The organism is Pseudomonas sp. 05N433 (assembly GCF_056396925.1).
The window spans coordinates 22,743-45,349 of record NZ_JBFTML010000007.1; the positions used below are offsets into that span (position 1 = coordinate 22,743).

Annotated in this window: 23 protein-coding genes; 11 read left to right on the plus strand and 12 right to left on the minus strand. The window is 59.8% G+C overall.

The annotated features are described in order from the left end of the window. Positions 1-48: 48 nt before the first annotated feature. Positions 49-633 (minus strand): YajG family lipoprotein, encoded by a 585-nt coding sequence (locus AC1DIS_RS04450; protein ID WP_018929591.1) that lies wholly within the window; start codon positions 631-633, stop codon positions 49-51. 186 nt (positions 634-819) lie between these two features. Between AC1DIS_RS04450 and AC1DIS_RS04455 the strand changes: the two genes are divergently transcribed. Next, the gene (locus AC1DIS_RS04455) at positions 820-1,053 is read left to right on the plus strand and encodes a hypothetical protein (RefSeq protein ID WP_064616185.1); all 234 of its coding nucleotides are present in this window, start codon (positions 820-822) and stop codon (positions 1,051-1,053) included. 741 nt (positions 1,054-1,794) lie between these two features. After that, positions 1,795-3,303, plus strand: coding sequence for a malate dehydrogenase (quinone) (mqo, locus tag AC1DIS_RS04460; RefSeq protein WP_018929589.1), 1,509 nt, complete (start codon positions 1,795-1,797; stop codon positions 3,301-3,303). Positions 3,304-3,521: 218 nt separating this feature from the next. Here the strand turns inward: mqo and AC1DIS_RS04465 are convergent, their stop codons facing one another. Beyond that, positions 3,522-3,809 (minus strand): PA4642 family protein, encoded by a 288-nt coding sequence (locus AC1DIS_RS04465; RefSeq protein WP_018929588.1) that lies wholly within the window; start codon positions 3,807-3,809, stop codon positions 3,522-3,524. A gap of 63 nt (positions 3,810-3,872) precedes the next feature. Further along, on the minus strand, positions 3,873-4,358 hold the full coding sequence (locus AC1DIS_RS04470) for a hypothetical protein (RefSeq protein ID WP_111454521.1): 486 nt from the start codon (positions 4,356-4,358) through the stop codon (positions 3,873-3,875). A gap of 151 nt (positions 4,359-4,509) precedes the next feature. Here AC1DIS_RS04470 and dauA point away from each other — a divergent pair, with 151 nt between their 5' ends. Further along, the gene (dauA, locus tag AC1DIS_RS04475) at positions 4,510-6,231 is read left to right on the plus strand and encodes a C4-dicarboxylic acid transporter DauA (protein ID WP_477744016.1); all 1,722 of its coding nucleotides are present in this window, start codon (positions 4,510-4,512) and stop codon (positions 6,229-6,231) included. A 101-nt stretch (positions 6,232-6,332) separates the two neighbouring features. Here the strand turns inward: dauA and AC1DIS_RS04480 are convergent, their stop codons facing one another. Then, positions 6,333-6,890 carry a hypoxanthine-guanine phosphoribosyltransferase gene (locus tag AC1DIS_RS04480; protein WP_007939779.1) on the minus strand — a complete coding sequence of 186 codons (558 nt, stop codon included), beginning with the start codon at positions 6,888-6,890 and terminating at the stop codon, positions 6,333-6,335. Positions 6,891-7,066: 176 nt separating this feature from the next. Here AC1DIS_RS04480 and upp point away from each other — a divergent pair, with 176 nt between their 5' ends. Beyond that, entirely contained in the window at positions 7,067-7,705 is a 639-nt protein-coding gene (gene upp, locus AC1DIS_RS04485; protein ID WP_007939777.1) for a uracil phosphoribosyltransferase, read from the plus strand. Between the two features lie 2 nt (positions 7,706-7,707). Further along, a complete protein-coding gene (locus AC1DIS_RS04490) occupies positions 7,708-8,982 on the plus strand; it encodes a uracil-xanthine permease family protein (RefSeq protein ID WP_018929585.1) in 1,275 nt (424 codons plus the stop codon). Positions 8,983-9,159: 177 nt separating this feature from the next. On the opposite strand, the gene hemH is transcribed toward AC1DIS_RS04490, so the two are convergent. Both hemH and AC1DIS_RS04500 read right to left on the minus strand, forming a co-directional pair. Beyond that, on the minus strand, positions 9,160-10,182 hold the full coding sequence (hemH, locus tag AC1DIS_RS04495) for a ferrochelatase (RefSeq protein WP_477744017.1): 1,023 nt from the start codon (positions 10,180-10,182) through the stop codon (positions 9,160-9,162). 13 nt (positions 10,183-10,195) lie between these two features. Beyond that, the gene (locus AC1DIS_RS04500) at positions 10,196-11,098 is read right to left on the minus strand and encodes a TIGR01777 family oxidoreductase (RefSeq protein WP_026286681.1); all 903 of its coding nucleotides are present in this window, start codon (positions 11,096-11,098) and stop codon (positions 10,196-10,198) included. A gap of 196 nt (positions 11,099-11,294) precedes the next feature. Here AC1DIS_RS04500 and AC1DIS_RS04505 point away from each other — a divergent pair, with 196 nt between their 5' ends. The 6 genes from AC1DIS_RS04505 (at position 11,295) to AC1DIS_RS04530 (ending at position 17,029) form a co-directional block, all read left to right on the plus strand. Further along, on the plus strand, positions 11,295-12,281 hold the full coding sequence (locus AC1DIS_RS04505; protein ID WP_477780786.1) for an NAD(P)/FAD-dependent oxidoreductase: 987 nt from the start codon (positions 11,295-11,297) through the stop codon (positions 12,279-12,281). A 154-nt stretch (positions 12,282-12,435) separates the two neighbouring features. Then, positions 12,436-13,398: a YbgA family protein gene (locus AC1DIS_RS04510; protein ID WP_477744018.1), complete on the plus strand. Its 963-nt coding sequence runs from the start codon at positions 12,436-12,438 to the stop codon at positions 13,396-13,398. Then, on the plus strand, positions 13,398-14,339 hold the full coding sequence (locus AC1DIS_RS04515) for a MerR family transcriptional regulator (RefSeq protein WP_258613129.1): 942 nt from the start codon (positions 13,398-13,400) through the stop codon (positions 14,337-14,339). The genes AC1DIS_RS04510 and AC1DIS_RS04515 overlap by 1 nt, the downstream gene beginning before the upstream one ends. A gap of 34 nt (positions 14,340-14,373) precedes the next feature. Further along, positions 14,374-15,822 carry a deoxyribodipyrimidine photo-lyase gene (gene phrB / locus AC1DIS_RS04520; protein WP_086946021.1) on the plus strand — a complete coding sequence of 483 codons (1,449 nt, stop codon included), beginning with the start codon at positions 14,374-14,376 and terminating at the stop codon, positions 15,820-15,822. 67 nt (positions 15,823-15,889) lie between these two features. Next, entirely contained in the window at positions 15,890-16,663 is a 774-nt protein-coding gene (locus AC1DIS_RS04525) for an SDR family NAD(P)-dependent oxidoreductase (protein ID WP_026286680.1), read from the plus strand. Between the two features lie 60 nt (positions 16,664-16,723). Next, positions 16,724-17,029: a YkgJ family cysteine cluster protein gene (locus AC1DIS_RS04530; protein WP_018929577.1), complete on the plus strand. Its 306-nt coding sequence runs from the start codon at positions 16,724-16,726 to the stop codon at positions 17,027-17,029. 69 nt (positions 17,030-17,098) lie between these two features. Here AC1DIS_RS04530 and AC1DIS_RS04535 read toward each other — a convergent pair whose 3' ends face one another. From AC1DIS_RS04535 to hemA, 6 genes are all read right to left on the minus strand, one after another. Beyond that, positions 17,099-17,617 (minus strand): acyloxyacyl hydrolase, encoded by a 519-nt coding sequence (locus AC1DIS_RS04535; protein ID WP_018929576.1) that lies wholly within the window; start codon positions 17,615-17,617, stop codon positions 17,099-17,101. Between the two features lie 116 nt (positions 17,618-17,733). Further along, positions 17,734-18,525 (minus strand): glutamate racemase, encoded by a 792-nt coding sequence (gene murI / locus AC1DIS_RS04540; protein WP_018929575.1) that lies wholly within the window; start codon positions 18,523-18,525, stop codon positions 17,734-17,736. Beyond that, on the minus strand, positions 18,518-19,273 hold the full coding sequence (locus tag AC1DIS_RS04545) for a molybdopterin-synthase adenylyltransferase MoeB (protein ID WP_018929574.1): 756 nt from the start codon (positions 19,271-19,273) through the stop codon (positions 18,518-18,520). The genes murI and AC1DIS_RS04545 overlap by 8 nt, the downstream gene beginning before the upstream one ends. After that, positions 19,267-20,097, minus strand: coding sequence for a peptide chain release factor N(5)-glutamine methyltransferase (gene prmC, locus AC1DIS_RS04550; protein ID WP_018929573.1), 831 nt, complete (start codon positions 20,095-20,097; stop codon positions 19,267-19,269). The genes AC1DIS_RS04545 and prmC overlap by 7 nt, the downstream gene beginning before the upstream one ends. Further along, positions 20,098-21,180, minus strand: coding sequence for a peptide chain release factor 1 (gene prfA, locus AC1DIS_RS04555; protein ID WP_007939759.1), 1,083 nt, complete (start codon positions 21,178-21,180; stop codon positions 20,098-20,100). Next, positions 21,177-22,466 carry a glutamyl-tRNA reductase gene (hemA, locus tag AC1DIS_RS04560; protein ID WP_477780787.1) on the minus strand — a complete coding sequence of 430 codons (1,290 nt, stop codon included), beginning with the start codon at positions 22,464-22,466 and terminating at the stop codon, positions 21,177-21,179. The genes prfA and hemA overlap by 4 nt, the downstream gene beginning before the upstream one ends. Between the last annotated feature and the right edge of the window lie 141 nt (positions 22,467-22,607).

Consider the following 22,607-nt stretch of genomic DNA (forward strand, 5'->3'; position numbering starts at 1 on the left):
ACCCGGCGCCATCGCTGGCACCGGGTTCTTTAAACAAACTGCAAACCGTTACTCGCCAAGCACCTGACCAATCGTCGGGTCCTTGAACAAGCGGGTCAACGCATCACTCAGCACATCACTGACCAGCTTGGTATTGGTTTCCTGATTCGGCGCCATGCCAAAACGCTGATCCAGCGACGCGCCGTAGCGACCGCTGTAACGACGGTTGGCATTCTGCACATCGGAACGGAACGTCGCGCCAATTGTAGCTTCAGTCACATACAAACCTTCTTTGGGCGACTGATACTTCAGCTCGGCCAGGGTCACCGTCAATTGCGGCGCATTCAGCGCATTGGCCGTCGGCGTGAAGCCCAGCAACCGCACGGCCGCCTCAGCCTGAGCCTGYAGCTTCGGCAGAATCTGCGCGCCCTGCACCGTGATCGCACTGGTCTCCGGGTACAAACCGCCACGGGTCCCCAGGGTTGGCGATGGACGACCGTCCACCACACGCACCACCACCGGCTGACCATGGCCGACCGGCGCCAGCTGAGCCGTCAGCTTGGGTTCCGGGCTCAGTTGTTGCGGGCTGTGGGCGCAGCCGACGAGGGTCAAACTGGTCACAGTGATCAAACCGAACAACAGGCGTTGCAACATGCTCTTCTCTCCAGAATCAGGCAACTAACGATGCCCGCAGTATAGCGGTGCGCCACTGCGGCGAACTAGCTTCGCGCAACGATTACTGAAATCTCTGACAAACCCGGCGCAACGCGGTTCCTGTCACACCTTTGTCACCGCCCGCTGGCAACCTTTATGGCAGTCACCCCCAAAAGGTACGTTGCCATGCGTTTTCTCGTCTCCCTGTTCGCGCCACGCCCGCTGCACCGCAGTTTCGCCCTGCTCGACCACAATGGCCACTGCCAGGCCTTCAAGCAGTGCAGCCTCCAGCCCATGGGCGATGGTTGGGTCGAAATCGAAGAAATTCGCCTCAACTGGCTGCACCAGCCCCTGCCCGCCAGTGCCCGTGTCAGCCAGCACCAGCCACGTGCACGCGCGCAGCAACTGCTGACCACCTGACCCGACGCCTAATAAAAGTCATTAAACACGACCATTTCCCTGCGTTTCTTAGATACAATCTCCCCCCGATTATAAGGACGTCTCCTGATCGGGCCTCGCAGCATCGTTCAATGCCTCGGTATTGACACCCCGCACCGCCCACAGAGAGCCGCCCACACAGATCGAGTGAAGCTGGCGCGCTTGCTGTTTCTCAAGCAAAACCCCCACTTTTCGCGAATCTGCAGAGCTGTCATTACGCTCGGTCACTGAGCTGTTTGCCCGTTTTTGCTGCCCATGCACCCCATGGCGGCAATCCATCCGGGCACGGTGCCAGGCTGGGACAGCCCTTTTTTGAGGTTCACGTCTTCAAAAGAGCGTGAAAAAAACGGGTTTTCACAACTTCACAAGAGTGTGGCGAGCAAATGAATAGTTTTGCGTCTGAAAATGCACCATTAGCGTCTACAACAGCCCAACGACACAGGACCGAGTACTCCTCGAACACCGGAGCCTGAAGCCTGTCCGCTACGGATTTGGTTGCACAAACGGATGTCTCGACCATAAGTCGAATTGCCAGCCGCGTGCCGAAATGAGTTCATGTGACTCTTGAAGCCAGGCCGCATGCATCCGTCGAAGTTGCGAAAAATTGCGAAGATTCGGACATGGCGATCCTGGCCATGGGTACCTGGGGCATCACTGACACGCCCCGGAACGCCTGGCAGCTATGCCGACAATTTGGTGCTGCAGATTTTGGAGACGCGTTAAATGGCGCATAACGAAGCAGTCGACGTAGTACTGGTTGGGGCCGGCATCATGAGTGCCACCCTCGCTGTACTGCTTAAAGAGCTCGACCCCGCGATCAAGCTGGAAGTCGTCGAGCTGATGGATTCCGGTGCCGCGGAGAGTTCCAATCCGTGGAACAACGCCGGTACCGGTCACGCCGGGCTGTGTGAGCTGAACTACACGCCGCAGGCCGCTGACGGCACCGTCGACATCAAGAAAGCCGTGCACATCAACACCCAGTTCGAGGTGTCGAAGCAGTTCTGGTCCTACCTGACCAAGAAAGGCACCTTCGGTTCGTGCAAATCGTTCATCAGCCCGGTGCCGCACCTGAGCTTCGTGCAGGGTGAGAATGGCGTGTCCTTCCTCAAGGAACGCTTCAAGACCCTGAGCAAGCACCATGCCTTCTCGGACATGGAATACACCGAAGACAAAGCCAAGATGGCCGAGTGGATGCCGCTGATGATGCCGGGCCGTCCGGCTGACGAGGTCCTCGCCGCCACCCGCGTGATGAACGGCACCGACGTCAACTTCGGCGCCCTGACCAACCAACTGCTCAAGCACCTGACCAGCGCGCCCGATGCCCAGGTCAAGTACTGCAAGCGCGTCACCGGCCTGAAGCGTAACAACGGCGGCTGGACCGTCAGCATCAAGGACGTCAACAGCGGCAATACCCGCGAAGTCGACGCCAAATTCGTCTTCCTCGGCGCTGGCGGCGCGGCACTGCCGCTGCTGCAAGCGTCGGGCATCGAAGAAAGCAAAGGCTTCGGCGGCTTCCCGATCAGCGGCCAGTGGCTGCGTTGCGACAACCCGGAAGTGGTCAAGCACCATCAGGCCAAGGTCTACAGCCAGGCCGCGGTCGGTTCGCCACCAATGTCCGTGCCGCACCTGGACACCCGTGTGGTCGATGGCAAAAAGTCCCTGCTGTTCGGACCTTATGCCGGCTTCACCACCAAGTTCCTCAAGCACGGTTCGTTCATGGACCTGCCGATGTCGGTTCGCGCCGGCAACATCGGTCCAATGCTGGCCGTGGCCAAAAACAACATGGACCTGACCAAGTATCTGGTCAGCGAAGTGATGCAGTCGATGGAGCAGCGCCTGGAATCCCTGCGTCGCTTCTACCCTGAAGCGAAAGCCGAAGACTGGCGCCTGGAAGTGGCCGGCCAACGGGTGCAGATCATCAAGAAAGACCCGAAGAAAGGCGGCGTTCTGCAGTTCGGTACCGAACTGGTCGCGGCCAAGGACGGTTCCCTTGCCGCTCTGCTCGGCGCCTCGCCAGGCGCCTCGGTGACCGTGTCGATCATGCTGGAATTGATCGAGAAATGCTTCCCGAACAAGGCCAAGGGCGAGTGGGCTGCCAAACTGGCGGAAATCTTCCCGGCTCGGGAGAAAGTCCTGGAAACCGACGCTGCGCTGTATCGCAAGATCAATGCGCAGAACAACGTCGCACTGGAACTGGTTGAAGCAAGCAGCGAAACCCAAAGCTACGCTTGATTCAGCCGCATAAAAAACGCCCCGTCCTCATTGAGGGCGGGGCGTTTTTTTGTGTGCGGTGAAACAATCTTGTGGCGAGGGTGCTTGCTCCCGCTTGACCGGGCTGGCGCACCAGTGCGCAGCGCTCACAAAATCTCCGCCATTCGCAGCATTTTGGGGCCGCTTCGCAGCCCAACGGGAGCAAGCTCCCTCGCCACAAAATTCCAGTGTGCCTGACGTTAACCGCGAGCCTTGTCGATCAACTCGATGTACTCGGCCGCGTTACGTTGATCCTGAATCAGGGCCACGAAGTCATTGCCGTGCTCATCCTTGCCGTCCAGATCGTAGCCGGCTTCGACAAAGAACGTCAGAAAACGCTCGAAGTCATCGATGCGCAGACCGCGGTAGGCCTTGATCAGTTTGTGCAGCGACGGTGAAGTGGCGTCGACCGGCTCAAAATCGAGGAACAGTTTGATCTGCGCATCGCCGATCTCGTCACCAATCACTTGCTTCTTATCTTTACGCATTGCCGACTCCAGCTCGCAGACATTTCACAGGGCGGGCAGTTTACCCCTGCCTTGATGCCGGGCTCAACGCGGACGAACGCTGCCGGTGTGCAGATCGGCCCAGATATGGCCGTTGGCGTAACTCAGAAACTGGCAATACACCGTGTCGTTGCGCAGCAAGTCGATCACCACCCGGTACTGGGCCAACGGGTAATAGAGCGTTAGCGTTTTGCTTTTGTTGTCGTAGATCGGCTTTTTCAGGCTTTTGCTTTCGCCATCGAAGTTGACCATCACCTGGCTGATGGTCGCACCCTTGTTCAAGGGTTTGCCCTTGAGGCGGATCAGCAAGGGTGAGGTGACCGGGATCGGTTGTTGGTTGGACTGACGTTGGCTGCCGAGGACCACCGAATACTCGGTGACCTGCAACAGTTGTTGCTGCTCGGGTTCCGCTTCACGCAGAGTCAAGTCGTCCGGGGGCAAAAACTGCACATGCATCGGTGCCGGAGCGGCGGCCAGGGGTAGGCTGAAGACCAACATCAGGGCGGCGCAGCTGCGGATCAAAAGACTCATGACAGGCTCCTGGGACGAGGCCGAGCACTCTAGCATGATGATCAATCGGGCGAATAACCGATCCAGATCAATACTCTCGAAGACAAGGCTGGGCATACTGAAAGAGCCTTCAGCCCTATTTCGACGGCGTGCCGTCTACTGTGGAGTCCCTATGCCATTCTCCATCCCCCCGTTATTCGCCGCCTGGCGTCAAACTCTGCGTGCAGGTTATAGCCTCAGACGCTTGCGCGGCGACATCAGTGCCGGGGTGACGGTAGGGATTATCGCCATTCCCCTGGCCATGGCCCTGGCGATTGCGGTGGGAGTAGCGCCCCAGCAAGGTTTATATACGGTGCTGATCGCGGCCCCCCTGATCGCCTTGACGGGAGGCTCGCGCTTCAATGTCAGCGGGCCGACAGCCGCGTTCATGGTGATACTGCTGCCGATCACCCAACAATATGGCCTGGGTGGCCTGCTGCTTTGCACCATGCTTGCCGGGGCCATCCTGATTGCCTTGGGGCTGATTCGGGCCGGGCGGCTGATTCAGTACATTCCTTATCCGGTGACCCTGGGCTTTACCGCCGGGATCGGCATAGTCATCGCCACACTCCAACTAAAGGATTTGCTGGGCCTGAGTACCACCGGGCATGCCGAACATTACATCGAGCAATTAGGTGCGCTGCTCCAGGCATTGCCCAGCGCCCGCCTGGGGGACGGAATCATCGGTGTCATGTGCCTGGCGGTTCTGATCGTCTGGCCGCGGTTTGTGCCGAGGGTTCCGGGGCATCTGGTGGCGCTGGCCGTCGGCGCAATGTTGGGGCTGGCGCTGGAAAGCGGCGGGTTACCGATTGCGACGCTGGGCGAGCGCTTCAGCTATATCGTCGATGGCGTCAGCCACCCCGGCATTCCGCCGTTTCTGCCGAGCTTCGACTGGCCGTGGAATCTGCCAGGACCCAATGGTCAGCCGCTGCATCTGTCTTACGACCTGATCCGCCAATTAATGGCACCAGCGTTCGCCATTGCCATGCTCGGCGCCATCGAATCGTTGTTGTGTGCGGTGGTGGCCGATGGCATGACGGGCAGCAAACATGACCCCAACGCCGAACTCCTGGGTCAAGGCATTGGTAACCTGGTCGCACCGTTGTTCGGCGGCATTACCGCCACCGCGGCGATCGCCCGCAGCGCCACCAACGTGCGCAGCGGGGCGTTTTCGCCATTGGCGGCAATTATCCACAGCGCGGTGGTGCTGCTGGCGATACTCGTCCTCGCCCCGCTGTTCAGCTACTTGCCGATGGCCGCGCTGGCGGCGCTGCTCGTGATGGTGGCGTGGAACATGAGCGAGGCCCGGCATGTCGTGCACACCCTGCGCATTGCACCACGCAGCGACGTATTGGTCTTGCTGACCTGCCTGAGCCTGACAGTGCTGTTCGACATGGTACTGGCCGTTGCCGTTGGGCTATTGCTGGCCGCCGGGTTGTTCGTCAAGCGCATGAGCGACCTCACGGACACCGCCGAACTGCCTCGAGAGTTCCATCAAGCCTTACAGGATTTGCCGGAGCATGTTCGTTGCTATGCGATACGCGGACCGTTGTTTTTCGGTGCAGCGGAAAAGGCCCTGGGCGTGCTGCGCAAATTCAGCCCGGAGGTCAAAGTGGTGATTGTCGAGATGAGTGCCGTGTCCATGCTGGACATGACGGCGTTGGCAGCCTTCGACAATATCCTCAGGGATTATCGCACCGACGGCATCGGCCTGATTCTGGTCGGGACGGCAGCGCGCGTGCGCCTGAAACTCAGGCGCGCGGGCATCCATCGGGAACAGCGTCAATTGGCTTACGTGAACAACCTGGAACAGGCTCGACGCAAAAGCGAACGCTGGCTCGTCGGGCAGGACTGAGCGCGCGGTTCAAGCGAACTGCGCACGCATTCGGATGGGATATCTGCCTTCAAGCATCAACGTGTCTGGCGGCTGAAACCACCCCCAGACAGTCAACCTGCTTACAGGCCTTTAACGGCAAAAATTCCGTTCGCGTTACGCCAGTAGCCTTTGTAGTCCATGCCATAACCGAAGATGTAACGGTCAATGCACGGCAGGCCGACGAAATCGGCTTTCAGGTCCGGGCGAGCCTTGCGGTCGTGGTCCTTGTCGATCAGCACGGCGGTGTGCACTTTGCGGGCGCCGGCATGTTTGCAGAAATCGATGATCGCGCCCAGGGTGTGACCTTCATCGAGGATGTCGTCGATGATCAGCACGTCACGGTCGATGAACGAAACTTCCGGCTTGGCTTTCCAGAACAGCTCGCCGCCGCTGGTTTCGTTGCGATAGCGGGTAGCGTGCAGGTAGGACGCTTCCAGCGGGAATTGCAGATGGGTGAGCAGCTTGCCGGCGAAAATCAGGCCGCCGTTCATCACACAGAACACCACCGGATTGCTTTCAGCCAGTTGTTCGTTGATATGTGCACCGACGCGGGCGATGGCCGCCTCGACTTCAGCTTCGGTGTACAGGCAGTCAGCCTCTCGCATGATTTGACGGATATGCTCGAGATCAGCGGACATGGCGCTCTCCAAGGGGTTTGAGGGGGAGGGACGGATTCGGAAAAGCGGGCAAAGGTACGCATCCCGCACGGCCAGATCAAGCGTTTGTGGACTAACGTACTGTATGTCTATAGGACAACACCCTCGGATAGATTAATCTAGGCCGGTTTTTTTGCCCGCCGCCGGAGCCTTTCCCCATGCCCATCCGTGAGATCCGCCATCCGCTGATCCGTCATAAACTTGGCCTTATGCGCCGCGCCGACATCAGCACGAAGAATTTCCGTGAGCTCGCTCAAGAAGTCGGCGCCCTGCTGACCTATGAAGCCACCAAAGACCTGCCGCTGGAAAGCTACGACATCGAAGGCTGGTGCGGCACGGTGTCGGTGGAGAAAATCGCCGGCAAGAAAATTACCGTGGTGCCGATCCTGCGTGCCGGTATCGGCATGCTCGAAGGCGTGCTGAGCCTGATCCCGGGCGCCAAAGTCAGCGCCGTGGGCGTGGCCCGTAACGAGGAAACCCTCGAAGCCCACACCTACCTGGAAAAACTGGTGCCGGAAATCGACGAGCGCCTGGCGATGATCATCGACCCGATGCTCGCCACTGGCGGCTCGATGGTCGCCACCATCGATTTGCTGAAGAAGGCCGGCTGCAAGGACATCCGCGCGATGGTCCTGGTGGCCGCTCCCGAAGGTATCGCCGCTGTGGAGAAGGCTCACCCGGACGTGACCATCTACACCGCTTCCATTGACCAGAAACTGAACGAACACGGTTACATCATCCCAGGCTTGGGCGATGCCGGTGACAAGATCTTCGGCACCAAGCAGAAGGACGCGTGACCATGCAGCAAGAGTTCAACGATCCGCTCTGGCGCACGGTATTGTCCGGCGCGCAGATGCTGTTCGTGGCCTTCGGCGCCCTGGTGTTGATGCCGCTGATTACCGGCCTCGACCCGAACGTGGCGCTGTTCACCGCAGGTTTAGGGACGATCCTGTTCCAGATTGTCACCGGGCGTCAGGTGCCGGTATTCCTGGCGTCGAGCTTCGCCTTCATCACCCCGATCATTCTCGCCAAGGGCCAGTTCGGCCTGGCGGCGACCATGGGCGGTGTGATGGCGGCCGGGTTCGTCTACACCTTCCTCGGCCTTGCGGTGAAGATCAAAGGCACCGGGTTTATCGACCGTTTGCTGCCTCCGGTGGTGATTGGCCCGGTGATCATCTCCATCGGCCTGGCCATGGCGCCGATTGCCGCCAACATGGCGATGGGCAAGGCGGGCGACGGTACTGAGCTGATTCATTACCAGACGGCGATGATGATTTCGATGCCCGCGCTGTTGACCACCCTGATCGTCGCGGTGTTCGGCAGAGGTATTTTCCGCCTGGTGCCGATTATCTCCGGTGTGCTGGTGGGTTTTGCCATGGCGTTTTATTTCGGCGTGGTCGATACCGCGAAGATTGCCGTGGCACCGTGGTTCGCGATTCCACATTTCACCGCGCCGGAATTCAACTGGCAGGCGATTCTGTTCATCGTTCCGGTGGCCCTGGCCCCGGCCATCGAGCACATCGGTGGCGTGATTGCCGTGGGTAGCGTGACCGGTCGCGACTACCTGAAAAAGCCCGGCCTGCACCGCACCCTGCTCGGTGACGGCATCGCCACCACCGCGGCCGGTCTGTTCGGCGGCCCACCCAATACCACTTACGCCGAAGTGACTGGCGCGGTGATGCTGACCAAGAACTACAACCCGAAAATCATGACCTGGGCGGCGATCTTCGCAATCAGCCTGGCGTTCATCGGCAAATTCGGCGCGCTGCTGCAAAGCATCCCGGTGCCAGTGATGGGCGGGATTCTCTGCCTGTTGTTCGGTTCGATTGCCGCGGTGGGCATGAACACCATGATCCGCCACAAGATCGACCTGGGCGAAGCACGCAACCTGGTGATTGTCTCGGTGACGCTGGTGTTCGGGATTGGCGGCATGCTGGTCGGCACCGGTACCGGCCAGAACGATTTCGGCCTCAAAGGCATCGCGCTGTGCGCGGTGGTGGCGATTGCACTGAACCTGTTGCTGCCGGGCAATGACAGCTGGAAGCACAAGAAGGCGGATGAGCCGCTGTTGTAAGCAGGCGACTCAATCCCCTGTGGCGAGGGAGCTTGCTCCCGCTTGACCGGGCTGGCGCACCAGTGCGCAGCACTCACAAAATCTTCATTGACTGCAAAGATTTTGGGGCCGCTTCGCGACCCGGCGGGAGCAGGCTCCCTCGCCACAACCAGCCAGCCGTCACTTCAATGTACGTTCCTATAAAGCCAATGGCGCCCTTTCGCACATGGCACTCAACGCCTTGACCCACAGCGGCTCATCGTTGAGGCAAGGCACCAGCACCAACTCCTCCCCTCCCGCCTCGCGGAATTGCTCCTTCCCACGATCACCGATTTCCTCCAGCGTCTCGATGCAATCGGCAACGAACGCCGGGCACATCACCAGGACTTTCTTCACGCCGCTTTTGGCCAACTCGTCGAGGCGAGCTTCAGTGTAGGGTTCTATCCACTTGGCCCGGCCCAGACGCGACTGAAACGATACGGACCACTTGCCGTCCGGTATGCCCACACGTTTGGCAAACTCTGCGGCCGTGCGCAGGCACTGACCGCGGTAACAGGTCGCGACCACTTCCGGTGGCGCACCGGCGCAGCAATCGCCGCCACCCTCGAAGCTGTGCCCCGGATTAAGCTTTTTCAGGTGACGTTCCGGCAAACCGTGGAAGCTCAGCAGCAGATGATCGAAATCCTGTTGCAGATAAGGCCTGACACTGGCCACCAACGCATCGAGGTATTCCGGCTGATCGTAAAACGGCTGAAGAACCGAGAACTGCACGTCGAGCTTTTTATCGCGCACCACGCGCTTGGCTTCTTCGATCACCGTGGTCACAGTGCTGTCGGCGAATTGCGGATAGAGCGGTGCCAGGGTCACTTTCTTATGCCCCTGGGCAGCCAGCCGCAGCAGCGCGGACTCAATGGACGGCTCGCCGTACCGCATCGCCAGCTCAACAGGCCCGTGAGTCCACTGCCGAGTCATGGCCTGTTGCAGGCGACGGCTGAGCACCACCAGCGGCGAGCCCTCCTCCCACCAGATCGACGCGTAAGCGTGAGCCGATTGTTCCGGGCGCTTGATCAGAATCAGCGACACCAGCAAACGCCGCACCGGCCAAGGCAGGTCGATCACATACGGGTCCATCAGAAATTGATTGAGGTAACTGCGCACATCCGCCACCGAGGTGGAGGCAGGTGAACCCAGGTTGACCAGAAGCAATGCGTGATCGGTCATGCAACGTCCTATTTCAGAGGCGGCCGGACAGATCGTCCAATGCCGCGCGCAAATCAGTGAACCGGAAAGTGAAACCCGCTTCCAGCAAGCGAGCCGGCATCGCCTTCTGCCCCCCCAGCAACAACAATGACAACTCGCCCAGTCCGACCTTCAAGACGAGAGTCGGCATCGGCATGAACGCGGGACGATGCAACACGTCACCCAACGTTTTAGCGAATTCGCGATTGCGCACCGGCTTGGGCGCGCAGGCATTATAGGGACCGCTGGCCCCATTGCGATGCAGAAGAAAATCAATCAGGGCGATTTGATCTTCAATATGAATCCACGACATCCACTGCCGACCGCTGCCGATCGGCCCGCCCAGCCCCAGTTTGAACGGCAACAACAGCCGCGACAAAAAGCCGCCCTCGGCGGACAACACCAACCCGGTGCGGATGAGAACCACGCGGATGCCCAAGGCGTCGGCACGTTGCGCGGTTTCTTCCCAGGCGATGCACAACTGGCTGGCGAAATCATCGATGACCGGTGGCGATTGCTCGGTCAACTCCCGCTCGCCGCCGTCGCCGTACCAACCAATCGCTGAGCCGGAGATCAGCACCTGCGGTTTCTGCTCACGACTTTCGAGCCAGGCCAACAGGGTTTCGGTCAGGGTGATCCGGCTGCTCCACAACAGCGCCTTGCGTTTGTGGGTCCAGAGCCGATCGGCGATCGGCGCCCCCGCAAGGTTGACAATTGCATCCACCGGTTCTGGCCCAAAATCCTCAAGCCGTGCGATTCCCCGTACCTGAGTGCCGCAGATTTTGGCGACTTTAGCGGGCGTGCGACTCCAAACCGTGAGGTGATGTCCCTGACTCAACCAGTGTCGGCAGAGCTGACGTCCTATCAAACCAGTACCGCCGGTCAGCAATATGTGCATGACATCTTCCTCGCGTGGCGTTTTACCCGGATCACTAGTCTATTTTTATAAGCAGGGATCTTTGGTATCGGGCAGGTTCTGTGTTTAACAATAGGCCAAGCTCTCAGAACGAGAACGCTAAAAGTTATACCAAAAAACAATATTGTACAGGTTTGAACCACGGCGTAGTCTGTACAGAAAGGCAAACGAGGCCCCTATGACTGTACCTATCGCAATCATCGGCACCGGCATCGCCGGACTCTCAGCCGCCCAGGCCCTTACGGAGGCCGGGCATGTCGTTCATCTGTTCGATAAAAGCCGCGGCAGTGGCGGACGCATGTCAAGCAAGCGCAGCGATGCGGGCGCTCTGGACATGGGCGCGCAATATTTCACTGCCCGCGACCGTCGCTTCGTCACCGAAGTCCAGCGCTGGCAAGCCAACGGTTGGGTCGCCGTGTGGAYACCGCAGCTCTATACCTACCACGGCGGCCAGCTCAGCCCCTCGCCGGACGAACAGACACGCTGGGTCGGCACGCCGCGCATGAGCGCCATCACCCGTGCCCTGCTCGGTGACCTGGAAGTGCAGTTCAGCTGCCGGATCACCGAGGTCTATCGCGGTGAAGAGCACTGGCATCTGCAAGACGCCGAAGGCTTCACCCACGGGCCGTTCAGTCATGTGGTGATTGCCACGCCAGCCCCTCAGGCGACCGCGCTGCTGCCCTCCGCGCCGAAACTCGCCGGGGCCGCCGCCGGGGTAAAAATGGAGCCGACCTGGGCGGTCGCCCTGGCTTTCGACACACCATTGGATACCCCGATCGAAGGCTGCTTCGTGCAGGACAGCCCCCTCGACTGGCTGGCGCGCAACCGTAGCAAACCGGGACGCGACAACACCCTCGACACGTGGGTGCTGCACGCCACCAGCGCCTGGAGCCGGCAACATATCGATCTGTCCAAGGAAGCGGTGATCGAGCAATTGCATGGTGCCTTTGCCGAACTGCTGCACGACGCCATGCCTGCACCGACTTTCAGCCTCGCTCACCGCTGGCTTTACGCCCGTCCGGCCAGCAGCCATGAGTGGGGTGCCCTGGCTGATGCTGATCTGGGCTTGTATGTATGCGGTGACTGGTGCCTGTCCGRCCGTGTCGAAGGCGCCTGGCTCAGTGGCCAGGAAGCGGCCCGCCGTCTGCACGAACACCTGCAGTGAACCGCCTCGATTCGAGCACATTGCTGCTGTCGACACGGACAGCAGCCCTGAAAAAACCTATACAAAAAAATTGACTTGTACACCTTTGAATCTATGCTGAACGAATGTTGTACAGATTTAACAATCCGTACAGGTCTGGATTCGAGGTGCCCCGATGTCTGCACAATCAACGACCCCACCCAAAATCGCCATCAGCGCCTGCCTGATGGGGGCCGAGGTGCGCTACAACGGCGGGCACAAGACGTCACGGCTGTGCAGCCACATCCTTTCCGATTATTTCGATTTCGTCCCGGTGTGCCCGGAAGTTGCCATCGGCCTGGGTATCCCTCGCGAACCGATCCGCCTGGTCGGCAACCCTGAACATCCGCAGGCGGTCGGCACGGTCAACCCTGAAAACAACGTCACCCGGCCGCTGGCCGAATATGCTCGGAAAATGGCTTTGGAACTGGGCGACATCTGCGGCTATATCTTCATGCAGAAATCCCCTTCGTGCGGTCTGGAGCGGGTCAAGGTCTACCACGCCAACGGCGCGCCGGTGGACGGCGGTAGCCGTGGCATTTACGCCCGGACCTTCTGCGCGCTGCATCCCGATTTGCCGGTGGAGGAAGAAGGCCGGCTCAACGATCCGGTGCTGCGGGAAAACTTCCTTACCCGCGTATTCGCCTACAGCGCCTGGCAGCAGTTGCTGCAAACCGGCCTGACCCGGCGCGGCCTCACGGATTTTCACTCGCGCTACAAATACCTGTTAATGGCCCACAACCCGGTGCAATACAAAACCCTGGGAAACCTGCTCGGCAACATGGGCCGGACCGCCCCTGAAGTCATCGGCCCGCGCTATTTCAGCGAGCTGATGGCGGCCTTGAAAAAATGCGCCACGCGCCGCACCCACACCAACGTCCTGCAACACCTCAGCGGCTATCTCAAACAGGCCATCAGCACTGAAGACAAACAGGAAGTGCAGCATGTGATCAGCCAGTATCGTCACGGCATCGTGCCGCTGGTGGTACCGCTGACGTTGCTCAAACACTACTTTCGCCAGCACCCGGATCCATACATTGCGCAACAGGTTTACCTGCAACCGCACCCGGAAAACCTCAGCCTGCGAAACGCAATCTAATGAAAACCCCACCGGACACCAGCGCCAGCGAAGACCTCGGCACCGACTTCAAAAAGGCCCTGGACGCAGGCTGGCTGCCCATCCGTGAAGTGGCCCGGCAGACCGGGGTCAACGCTGTCACCTTGCGCGCCTGGGAACGGCGCTATGGGCTGATCGTGCCTCAGCGTACTCCCAAGGGGCATCGGCTGTTCTGTGCCGAACACGTTCAACGCATCCTGACGATCCTCACCTGGCTCAATCGCGGCGTGGCGGTCGGTCAGGTCAAGCAACTGCTCGACACGCCTCAGGTACTTGCCGAGCCCGTCGGAAACGATTGGCTGGTGTTGCGCCAGACACTGCTACAAGCCGTTACCCAACTGGCCGAACGCACCCTCGATGACACCGTAAACCAGGCGATGGCGCTGTATCCGCCACGCACCTTGTGTGAACACCTGTTGATGCCGTGGCTGGCGGAACTGGAACAACGCTGGCAAGGCCAGTTCGGCGCGCAGATGGAGCGGGTGTTTGTCTATTCCTGGTTGCGCAGCAAATTCGGCGCGAGGATTTACCACAACAACCGCCAGTTACGTACCGCGCCGCTGTTGCTGATCAATCAATCGGACCTGCCTCTGGAACCTCATCTATGGCTCACCGCCTGGCTGATCAGCAGCACCGATTGCCCGGTGGAAGTTTTCGACTGGCCACTCCCGGCCGGCGAACTGACGCTGGCGGTCGATCACCTGCAAGCCCGCGGCGTCCTGCTGTATTCCAGCAAAGCCATGAATCTTGCAAAATTGTCGAAACTTTTGAATGGCGTCAGTTGCCCAAAAATGATCGCCGGACCAACGGTGTGCATCCACCACGCCGATTTGTCCGCAAAAAACACCGCCATTGCTGATTTGATCCTGGCCGATAACCCGTTATCGGCCCATCTGGACCTGATACAGCGCGGGCTCATTTAATGGCGCTTTTTTGATGAATCGTACGGATACGACCATGCAATTGATCTGGCTGCGCAGCGACCTGCGTCTACACGACAACACCGCCCTCTCGGCCGCCGCAGCCCGTGGCCCGTGTGTGGCGGTGTATTTGCCGAGCCCGCAGCAGTGGCTTGCGCACGACGACGCGCCGTGCAAAGTGGACTTCTGGTTGCGCAACCTCGCCGAATTACGACGCGCGCTGGACGCCCTGAACATCCCGCTACTGATTCGCCAGGCGTCCCGCTGGGATGAAGCGCCCAAGGTTCTGCTCGAACTGTGCCAGCAGCTGAAGATCGACGCGGTGCACGTCAACGAGGAATACGGCATTCATGAGACCCGCCGTGATGCGGCGGTGGCCCAAGCGCTGAAAGCCCGGGGCATCGACTTTTACAGCCACCTCGATCAGCTGCTGTTCAAGCCAGGCACCGTGCTCACCAGAACCGGAACCTACTTCCAGGTCTTCAGCCAGTTTCGCAAGGTCTGCTACGAACGCCTGCACGCTTCATTGCCCGGATTGGTCGCTGCACCCGCCCTTCAGGCTCCATTGGATATCAGCAGCGACGAACCGCCCTCCCGTGTCGAGGGTTTCGATTCTCCCAACGACAGCTTGCGTGCCCTCTGGCCAGCCGGTGAAACCGAAGCCCGACGCCGCCTCGACACCTTTGTCGACGCCCAGATCGACTATTACCACAGCGAACGCGACTTCCCGGCAAAGCCCGGCACCAGCCAGCTCTCGGCCTATCTCACCGCCGGGGTGATCTCCCCTCGTCAGTGCCTGCACGCCGCGTTGCGAAGCAATCAGGGCGAGTTCGAAAGCGGCAAGGTCGGCGCCATCACCTGGATCAACGAGCTGCTGTGGCGCGAGTTCTACAAACACATATTGGTGGGCTACCCCCGTGTATCCCGGCACCGCGCCTTCCGGCCGGAAACCGAAGCCCTGGTCTGGCGTGACGCCCCGCAAGAACTCAAGGCCTGGCAGCAAGGCCGCACCGGCCTGCCGATCATCGATGCCGCCATGCGCCAATTGCTGGAAACCGGCTGGATGCACAACCGTCTGCGCATGGTGGTGGCGATGTTCCTGACCAAGAACCTGCTGATCGACTGGCGTGAAGGCGAGCGCTTCTTCATGCGGCACCTGATTGATGGCGACCTGGCGGCGAACAATGGTGGCTGGCAGTGGAGTTCGTCCACCGGCACTGATTCGGCGCCCTACTTCCGGATTTTCAACCCGCTGAGCCAGTCGGAAAAGTTCGATGCACAAGGGGTGTTCATCAAGCACTGGTTGCCGGAGCTCAACGAAATGAACAATAAAGACCTGCACAATCTGGCCAATCTCGGCGGATTGTTCGGTGTGAGGGGCTACCCGTCGCCTATCGTCAATCTGAGTGCTTCCCGTGAACGGGCCCTGGACGCGTTCAAGAACCTGCCATCACGACAGGGTTTATCGCCACCGTCATTAAATTGATGCTGCAGCGTTGCGTCATGAACACGGAATTGAGCCAGGGAAATATTGGGTAAATAAGGGGATTGGGATGAGTCGTACACCTCCAAGGCGATACTGGTTGACCGGCGCCAGCAACGGTATTGGTGCTGTGCTGGCTGAAGAAATACTGAAAACCGGGGCTCATCTGGCGGCCAGCTCCCGCTCGGTGGCATCACTGATATCCCTGTCTGAGCGCTATCCCGGTCAAGTGCTGGTGGTCGCGGGCGATTTGACCAACAGCCAAAGGGTGCGCGAAATCGGTGAGCAGATTGCGCAGGAATGGGGCTCTCTGGACACCATGATCCTTAACGCAGGCACCTGCGAATACGTCGACGCCAATCAGCTCGATTCGTCAATCATCGAGCACATCATGCGTACCAACTTGCTTGCCAGCAGTTATTGCATCGCAGCCGCCCGGCCTTTGCTGCAGGCGGGCACTGCGCCGCATCTGGTGGGCATTGCCAGTTCGGTGACCTGGTTACCCCTGCCGTGGGCCGAATCCTATGGCGATTCAAAGGCCGGGTTGCGTCATCTATTCGAGTCATTGCGCATCGACATGACGCCGGAAAACATCGAAATGACCGTGGTCAGCCCAGGGCTTATCGATACGCCTCTGAACGACGGCGCCCCGATACATCTCGACTGGTCGGCAGGCCAAGCCGCGCGATACCTCCTCGACATGATCAAGAATCGTCCACTGGAATGCTCCTTGCCGGAGCTGCTCATGCCTGTTCTTTGGCCCCTGCCGCAACAACCCGACCGGGCGGGACTGGCAATCGACGAACAAGCGCGAAACAAGCCGCCGATCGAGGATCTGCCGTGAAGCCTGAGCGTCTGTCAGGCCTTTTACACAGCGTGGGCCCACTGCCTTACACTGCGCGCCATGAAAACCATTCCCCACACGCAAGTCGCCGAGCCTGCGGTCACCTGCTCGACCTGCGCAGCCTGCTGCTGCCAGCTTGAAGTGATGCTGATCACTGACACCGGCGTGCCCGAACGTTTTATCGATACCGATGATTGGGGTGGTGAAGTCATGCTGCGACTGGATGACGGCTGGTGCGCCGCACTGGATCGCAACAGCATGATGTGCACCATCTATGAAAAGCGTCCGCTGATCTGCCGGGAGTTCGAAATGGGCGCACCGGAATGCATCACCGAACGCCAGGGGATTGCGACGGCGTATCGGTGAGATCGCAGTCACCCGATGCCATGTGAGAGCCCCCGCCACAGGTAGCTCCCACATCTAAACACTGCAGGCTTACAACGGCATCGTGTAATGCAATGCGTAGCTTTCTACACCGTCGTTCGGGTTACTGATCCCGGCATTGGAGTAGTGGGTGGCGCGAATCCCGACTTCATGTCCGCCGGCAAAGCGCAGACCAAACCCGAAACGGTCTTCGAACTGAAAGGCACTGCCGAGCTTGTTATCTTCGTATTCGGTGTTGGCAAACACCGCGATACCGATACCCGCTTCGACGTAGGGCTTGATGGTCTGACCGGCAAACTCGTACACCAGTACCGGCGAGAACGACAAACTGTGATTGCTCGCCGTTTTGTCGCCTTCCCAGTAGGTGTAAGCGCCGCTCCAGTAGCCGGTCAAGCGGCCAACATCACTCTGCAACCAGCTCTTGTCCCAATCGAACTGCATGCCCAGTCGGTAGGTCATGGTCGAATCGCTGGTCTGGCCGACCCCGAACTCCACCCCTGCCGCCTGCGCGGTAAAACTGTGCCCCATCAATGCGGTCGCAATCGCGGCCAAACAGAATAGTCGCTTCATTAGAAACATCCTTTTCCGAACAATTTAGTATGATTTTTATGCTGCAAAACAAACAAAGCTATAGAAGTCACCGTTTAATCAGAAGCTCACCCCAATTATTCGTTTGCTACGCGTCTCTACTTTTCGAAGCTTCGCACAACCCCAGACATATTCCACAGGATCGGCAAGATATTTCTGAAATGTTCTGGGTCCGCACTCGACCAGAACTGTGCGGGGCGAGCAGGCCCCTCGGCCAGCAATTCACGCTCGGCCAGCAGACGCTGGAGCTGCCGCGCCACAGCGGCACCCGTATCGATCAAGCTGATGCTTTGCGGGAGCATCTGCCTTAGCAGTGGCTTTAAAAAGGGATAATGGGTACAGCCCAGAATGATCGTATCTGCACCTGCAGCCAGCAGCGGCTCGACATACCCTTGCAGCAACTGACGCAATGTCTCGCTGTGCAGATCGCCATTTTCAATCAGCTCCACCAGCCCGGGGCACGGCTGAGTAATCACCCGTACATCGGTGGCGAAACGATCGAGCAAGGCAGCAAACTTGGCACTCTGCAAAGTACCGGTGGTGGCGAGCACGCCGACCACACCGCTGCGCGTCGCCGCAGCGGCCGGTTTGACCGCAGGCTCCATGCCGACGATAGGCCACTCGGGGTAATCGCGCCGCAAGTCCGCAACACCGGCCACCGTCGCGGTGTTGCAAGCCAGCACCAGCGCCTTGGCGCCTTGCTGCTGAAAGAACTGCGCCATGACACTGCAACGCTGGCGGATGAATGCCGGGGTTTTCTCGCCGTAGGGAATATTCCCGCAATCGCCGAAGTACAACAGAGACTCGTTGGGCAGCAACTGCTGGATCTCGGCCAGCACGGAGAGTCCACCGACGCCGGAATCGAACACAGCAATCGGCGCTTCACGCATGGCGCGACCCGCAGACGCTGCAGCCCGGATCACGCTTGACCCGCAATTCACGGAAGCGTGAGCCCAAGGCATCGATCAATAACAGGCGCCCCACCAGCGGCTCGCCGAACCCCACCAGCAGTTTCAGCGCTTCCAGTGCCTGGAGGCTGCCGACCAACCCGACCAAAGGACCGACGACGCCCGCCTCGCTGCAGGTCAACTCGGCCTCGCTGCCGTGCCCGTATAAACAGTGGTAGCACGGGCTCTCTGGACGACGCGGGTCGAACACCGACAATTGCCCTTCCAGACGAATCGCCGCACCGCTGACCAGCGGCTTGCGCGCGGCCACACACGCAGCGTTGACCGCCTCGCGGGTGGAAAAATTGTCGGAACAGTCCAGCACCAGATCCACCGCGGCAACAGCGGCGGCCAGCGAATCCTCGTCCAATGCAGTGCGATGGGCGATCAGCTGAATCTCTGGATTGATCGCGGTCAGGCGACGGATCGCCGAATCGACCTTGCTCAGGCCGACGCTGTCGGTGTCATGAACGATCTGGCGTTGCAGATTGGTCAGGTCGACCGTGTCGAAGTCTGCCAGATGCAACTCACCGACACCGGCCGCGGCCAGGTACAGCGCAACCGGCGAACCTAGGCCACCGAGACCGATAATCAGCACACGGCTTTCCTTGAGCCGTAACTGGCCGTCGATGTCGACGTGTTGCAGCAGAATCTGCCGGCTGTATCGCAGCAATTCCTGATCATTCAGCACGGCAAGCGCCCCAGACTGATGCGTTGGTGACCGCCCAGATCGGTGCGGCTATGGACTTCTTCAAAGCCGCGGGTCAGCAGCAAATCGCACACTGCGCAGGCTTGATCGTAACCGTGTTCGAGCATCAACCAGCCACCCGCTTCAAGATAATCCGGTGCCTGGGCGACGATCAGACGCAAATCGTCGAGCCCATCGACACCCGCCACCAAGGCACTGGCCGGCTCAAAGCGTACGTCGCCCTCTACCAGATGCGGATCGGTCGAAGCTATGTAGGGCGGATTGCTGATGATCAGTTGAAAACGCTGGCCTTCCAGGGCACTGAACCAATGACTGCTCAACACCGTGGCATTGCTCAGGTTCAAGCGCTGACGATTGCGCTCGGCCAGGGCCACGGCTTCCAGCACGCGATCCACGGCGGTGACCTTCCAGGCCGGACGCTCGCTGGCCAGCGCCAAGGCGATGGCACCACTGCCGGTGCCCAGATCGAGCACCTTGGCTGGGGTGGCCGGCAACAGTTCCAACGCCGCTTCCACCAGCAATTCAGTGTCGGGACGCGGAATCAGCGTGTGGGGCGCGACTTCCAGGTCGAGCTTCCAGAAGCCTTGCTGACCCAGAATATAGGCCACTGGCTCACCGCTGCGGCGGCGCTGCAAATACTCGGCAAACTTCAGTGCCGCTTCGCTCGGGACGATACGCTCAGGCCAGGTGTGCAGAAAGCTGCGGGACTTGCCCAAGGCCGCCGCTAACAGCAATTCGGCATCCAGACGCGCGGTGGGCGAATCAGGCAAATCGGCGGCGCGCAGCAAGCTGGCAATGATCGTCATTTACTCACCTATCGCTGCCAATTGATCGGCCTGGTACTCGGCCAGCAACGGTTCGATCACCGCATCCACGCCGCCCGCAAGAATTTCGTCGAGCGAATACAGCGTCAGGTTGACCCGATGGTCGGTGACCCGGCCCTGGGCGAAGTTGTAGGTACGGATCCGCTCGGAGCGGTCACCGGAACCGACCAGCAATTTACGCTCGCTGGCGATGGCATTGGCCGCGGCACTGGTCTGCTGGTCGTTGAGCTTGGCCGACAGCCAGGACATCGCCCGGGCGCGGTTCTTGTGCTGGGAACGTTCTTCCTGGCACTCGACGACAATACCGGACGGCAAGTGGGTGATACGAATCGCCGAGTCGGTCTTGTTGACGTGCTGACCACCGGCACCGGAGGAGCGATAGGTGTCGACCCGCAGATCCGCCGGGTTGATCTCAATGGCTTCCTGCTCATCCGGCTCGGGCAATACCGCCACGGTGCAGGCCGAGGTGTGGATGCGACCTTGGGATTCAGTGGCCGGAACCCGCTGCACACGGTGCGCACCGGATTCGAACTTCAGTTTGCCGTAGACGTTCTCGCCTTCGACACGGGCGATAACTTCTTTATAGCCACCGTGTTCGCCTTCGTTCTCCGAGAGAATCTCTACCCGCCAGCCACGCCGCTCGGCGTAACGCGAATACATGCGGAACAGGTCGCCGGAGAAAATCGCCGCTTCGTCACCGCCGGTGCCCGCGCGGATTTCCAGGAACACGTTACGACCGTCGTTCGGATCCTTGGGCAGCAGCATGCGTTGCAGGCTGGCTTCGAGCTCGATCAATCGTTCCTTGGCTTCGCGGACTTCTTCCACGGCCATTTCACGCATGTCCGGGTCGCTGTCCTTGAGCAGTGCCTGTGCGCCTTCGAGGTCGCCCTGCACTTTAAGCAGCTGTTTATAGGTGTCGACGATCGGCTCGACTTCCGCGTATTCCTTGGAATAGGTGCGGAATTTGTTCTGATCGGAAATGACTTCGCCATCGCCAAGCAGGGCGGTCAATTCCTCGAAACGGTCCTGGAGGATGTCCAGCTTATTGAGCAGTGACGCTTTCATTGCGGTTTCTTATCCGAAAAGCTATCCGATGAGCCCTCACCGAGGGCAAAGAGTTCCTGGGCCATGGCCAGCGCATCGAGGCGGCCTTCGGCAGAGAGCTTTTTCAATTGCACGCTCGGGGCATGCAAGAGTTTGTTGGTCAGGCCACGGGCCAGTTGCACCAGCACGTCCTCGGCACTGCTGCCGTTGGCGAGCATACGCTGGGCCTTCTGCAATTCTTCGTCGCGCAGGCGCTCGCTTTGTTGACGATAAGCCTTGAGCACATCCACCGCCGCCAGTTCGCGCAGGCGAACCATGAAATCTTCGGCACCGACCGACACCATCTCTTCGGCCGCCTGAGCGGCGCCCTGACGGCTCTTGAGGTTTTCGGCGACCACTTCGTGGAGATCGTCGACGCTATACAGATAAACGTCATCCAACTCGCCGACTTCCGGCTCGATATCCCGAGGGACTGCGATATCCACCATGAAAATCGGCTTGTGCTTACGCAATTTCAAGGCGCTTTCCACCGCGCCTTTACCGAGAATAGGCAACTGGCTGGCGGTGGAGCTGATGACGATGTCGCTGCGCACCAGTTCTGTCGGGATGTCCGAGAGCAACACCGCATGGGCGCCAAACTGCTCGGCCAGGGTGCTTGCGCGCTCCAGGGTGCGGTTGGCGACCACGATTCGCTTCACGCCCAGCTCATGCAGATGGCGGGCGACCAGGGTGATGGTCTCGCCGGCGCCGATCAACAAGGCCTGGCTGCGTTGCAAATCACTGAAAATCTGTTTCGCCAGGCTGACCGCGGCAAACGCCACGGACACCGGGTTTTCACCGATGGCGGTGTCGGTTCGCACCTGTTTGGCCGCATTGAACGTGGCCTGGAACAAACGCCCGAGTAGCGGACCAATGGTGCCCGCCTCGCGAGCCACGGCGTAGGCCGATTTCATCTGGCCGAGAATCTGTGGTTCACCCAACACCAGCGAATCGAGCCCGGAGGCGACCCGCATCATGTGRCGAACTGCCGCATCATCTTCRTGCACATAAGCGCTSGCACGCAGCTCATCGAGGCTCAAATGRTGATAATCGGCCARCCAGCGCARCACGRTRTCRGCMGAAAGSTGATCCTGTTCTATATACAGTTCACTGCGATTGCAGGTGGAGAGGATCGCAGCTTCGCGGCTGTCGGTGAGTCGGCAGAGCTGCTGCAAGGCCTCAACCAGCTGCTCAGGGGTAAAGGCCACGCGCTCGCGGACGTCTACTGAAGCAGTCTTGTGGTTAATACCGAGTGCAAGGAAGGCCATTCAAGGTCGCTGATGGTGACGTGAAGCCGACAATTGTCCTACTTCGACAGAGCCAGAACAACCACTCGATATCTATCGTCCCGGTTGACGCTGCCGAAGCTGCGATCCGTTCTCGTTTACACCGGCACCGGGCCTGCCGGG

Bases quoted from the DNA above. Each gene is read 5' to 3' on its own strand.
- upp (WP_007939777.1), top strand. From the start codon at position 7,067: ATGCCCATCCGTGAGATCCGCCATCCGCTGATCCGTCATAAACTTGGC.
- dauA (WP_477744016.1), top strand. From the start codon at position 4,510: ATGCCATTCTCCATCCCCCCGTTATTCGCCGCCTGGCGTCAAACTCTG.
- hemH (WP_477744017.1), bottom strand. From the start codon at position 10,182: ATGACCGATCACGCATTGCTTCTGGTCAACCTGGGTTCACCTGCCTCC.
- prmC (WP_018929573.1), bottom strand. From the start codon at position 20,097: ATGACGATCATTGCCAGCTTGCTGCGCGCCGCCGATTTGCCTGATTCG.
- AC1DIS_RS04525 (WP_026286680.1), top strand. From the start codon at position 15,890: ATGAGTCGTACACCTCCAAGGCGATACTGGTTGACCGGCGCCAGCAAC.
- AC1DIS_RS04455 (WP_064616185.1), top strand. From the start codon at position 820: ATGCGTTTTCTCGTCTCCCTGTTCGCGCCACGCCCGCTGCACCGCAGT.
- phrB (WP_086946021.1), top strand. From the start codon at position 14,374: ATGCAATTGATCTGGCTGCGCAGCGACCTGCGTCTACACGACAACACC.
- AC1DIS_RS04535 (WP_018929576.1), bottom strand. From the start codon at position 17,617: ATGAAGCGACTATTCTGTTTGGCCGCGATTGCGACCGCATTGATGGGG.
- AC1DIS_RS04510 (WP_477744018.1), top strand. From the start codon at position 12,436: ATGTCTGCACAATCAACGACCCCACCCAAAATCGCCATCAGCGCCTGC.
- AC1DIS_RS04490 (WP_018929585.1), top strand. From the start codon at position 7,708: ATGCAGCAAGAGTTCAACGATCCGCTCTGGCGCACGGTATTGTCCGGC.
- AC1DIS_RS04530 (WP_018929577.1), top strand. From the start codon at position 16,724: ATGAAAACCATTCCCCACACGCAAGTCGCCGAGCCTGCGGTCACCTGC.
- prfA (WP_007939759.1), bottom strand. From the start codon at position 21,180: ATGAAAGCGTCACTGCTCAATAAGCTGGACATCCTCCAGGACCGTTTC.
- AC1DIS_RS04480 (WP_007939779.1), bottom strand. From the start codon at position 6,890: ATGTCCGCTGATCTCGAGCATATCCGTCAAATCATGCGAGAGGCTGAC.
- AC1DIS_RS04470 (WP_111454521.1), bottom strand. From the start codon at position 4,358: ATGAGTCTTTTGATCCGCAGCTGCGCCGCCCTGATGTTGGTCTTCAGC.
- mqo (WP_018929589.1), top strand. From the start codon at position 1,795: ATGGCGCATAACGAAGCAGTCGACGTAGTACTGGTTGGGGCCGGCATC.
- AC1DIS_RS04465 (WP_018929588.1), bottom strand. From the start codon at position 3,809: ATGCGTAAAGATAAGAAGCAAGTGATTGGTGACGAGATCGGCGATGCG.
- AC1DIS_RS04500 (WP_026286681.1), bottom strand. From the start codon at position 11,098: ATGCACATATTGCTGACCGGCGGTACTGGTTTGATAGGACGTCAGCTC.
- AC1DIS_RS04515 (WP_258613129.1), top strand. From the start codon at position 13,398: ATGAAAACCCCACCGGACACCAGCGCCAGCGAAGACCTCGGCACCGAC.
- murI (WP_018929575.1), bottom strand. From the start codon at position 18,525: ATGCGTGAAGCGCCGATTGCTGTGTTCGATTCCGGCGTCGGTGGACTC.